Origin of the sequence: Vibrio genomosp. F10 str. 9ZD137, from assembly GCF_049974785.1 — a bacterium.
Lineage (GTDB): Bacteria > Pseudomonadota > Gammaproteobacteria > Enterobacterales > Vibrionaceae > Vibrio.
In genome coordinates this window covers 1-1,222 of the sequence record NZ_JBNGCJ010000690.1, presented here as the reverse complement: position 1 = coordinate 1,222, position 1,222 = coordinate 1, and the positions used below count along the sequence as shown (strand labels likewise).

Sequence of the window (1,222 nt, the reverse complement as noted above, 5' to 3'; positions counted from 1 at the left end):
GGCTAACGGCTAACGGCTAACGGCAATGAGAATACAACGCTGATAATGGCGTTATTGATCTCGCGTAAACCACCAACAGATCAAAGAGCCGCCCGTCACCATCGCAACGCCTTGCCAAAAGGTTGAAGTTAAACTGACACTTAATATATAAGATGAAATCAATGTGGCCAGAACGGGGGTAAAGTAAGACAGTGAAGCGAGTAACACCATGTTGCCTTTGATGATCGCAATATTCCACAATGCATACCCACCTCCCATCACCACACCAGTAAGAAGCAGATATAATGTAGGTGCAACATCAAAACTCATACCTTGCTCATCACTGATAGAGTATTTAATCCATAACGTCACTGCGGTCAAAATGAAGAAAACAACAATGGCATTTTGTCCATTGGCTAACCGTTTTGTCACATTGCAATAAATCGCCCAAATAAACGCACCAACAAACGCCATACTGTACGTTGCTGGATTGGTTGCGACATTCGAAACTAGCTGAGCGACCGTTAACTCTCCGTCACCAATCACCGCCCAAACGACACCAAACAACGCAATAAAAATTCCAGGATACACCAAACTATGAGTCGGTTTTTTGCTGACAACCACCGCGAGTAAGACGGTCAAAGCAGGCCAAAGGTAATTGATGACGGCCATTTCAAGTGCTTGGTGGCGATCGTTGGCCATGCCTAACGCTAACGCTAAACAGATTTCATAACTGACAAATAGAATCGAGCCGACAAATAAGTAACGCCGGGAAAACTGCCCTATTTTGGGCAGACCCATCGTGAGTATTAAAAATGCCGATGCGATCGTATAAATAAGCGCAGCGCCACCAATAGGACCAAAATGCTCCGTGACGGTTCGAGCCAATCCAATCAAAGCGCTCCACAGCAATATTGCAGCAACACCAGACAATGTATATTTATGATTCATTGAGTATTTTCACCTCAAATTGTACTTTTCTAATGCGAGCACCATACCATGTTTACCTGATGTTCAAAGTAAATTAACAAAACGGTTTAAGCCAAGTGATGTTTCATTAAGAATAATTAATGAATACAAAACGCTACGTTAATCCTGTTTCACTTAATCTACTCAAGTTAACCACAATAAAGAGGATGTTAAGGTGAACATACTAGGATATTTACAAAAAGTCGGTAAAGCACTCATGGTGCCTATTGCCGTCCTGCCGGCCGGGGGCTTAATGCTCGGTTTAGGCTACGCA

1 protein-coding gene is annotated in these 1,222 nt (G+C 43.1%); it reads right to left on the bottom strand.

The window, feature by feature from the left end:
* Positions 1-51: 51 nt before the first annotated feature.
* Positions 52-930 carry an aromatic amino acid DMT transporter YddG gene (yddG, locus tag ACP45E_RS16560; RefSeq protein ID WP_017037911.1) on the bottom strand — a complete coding sequence of 293 codons (879 nt, stop codon included), beginning with the start codon at positions 928-930 and terminating at the stop codon, positions 52-54.
* Positions 931-1,222: the final 292 nt, after the last annotated feature.

What these genes read in the sequence shown, in the direction of transcription:
- yddG (WP_017037911.1), bottom strand. Translation starts at nt 930, where the DNA reads ATGAATCATAAATATACATTGTCTGGTGTTGCTGCAATATTGCTGTGG.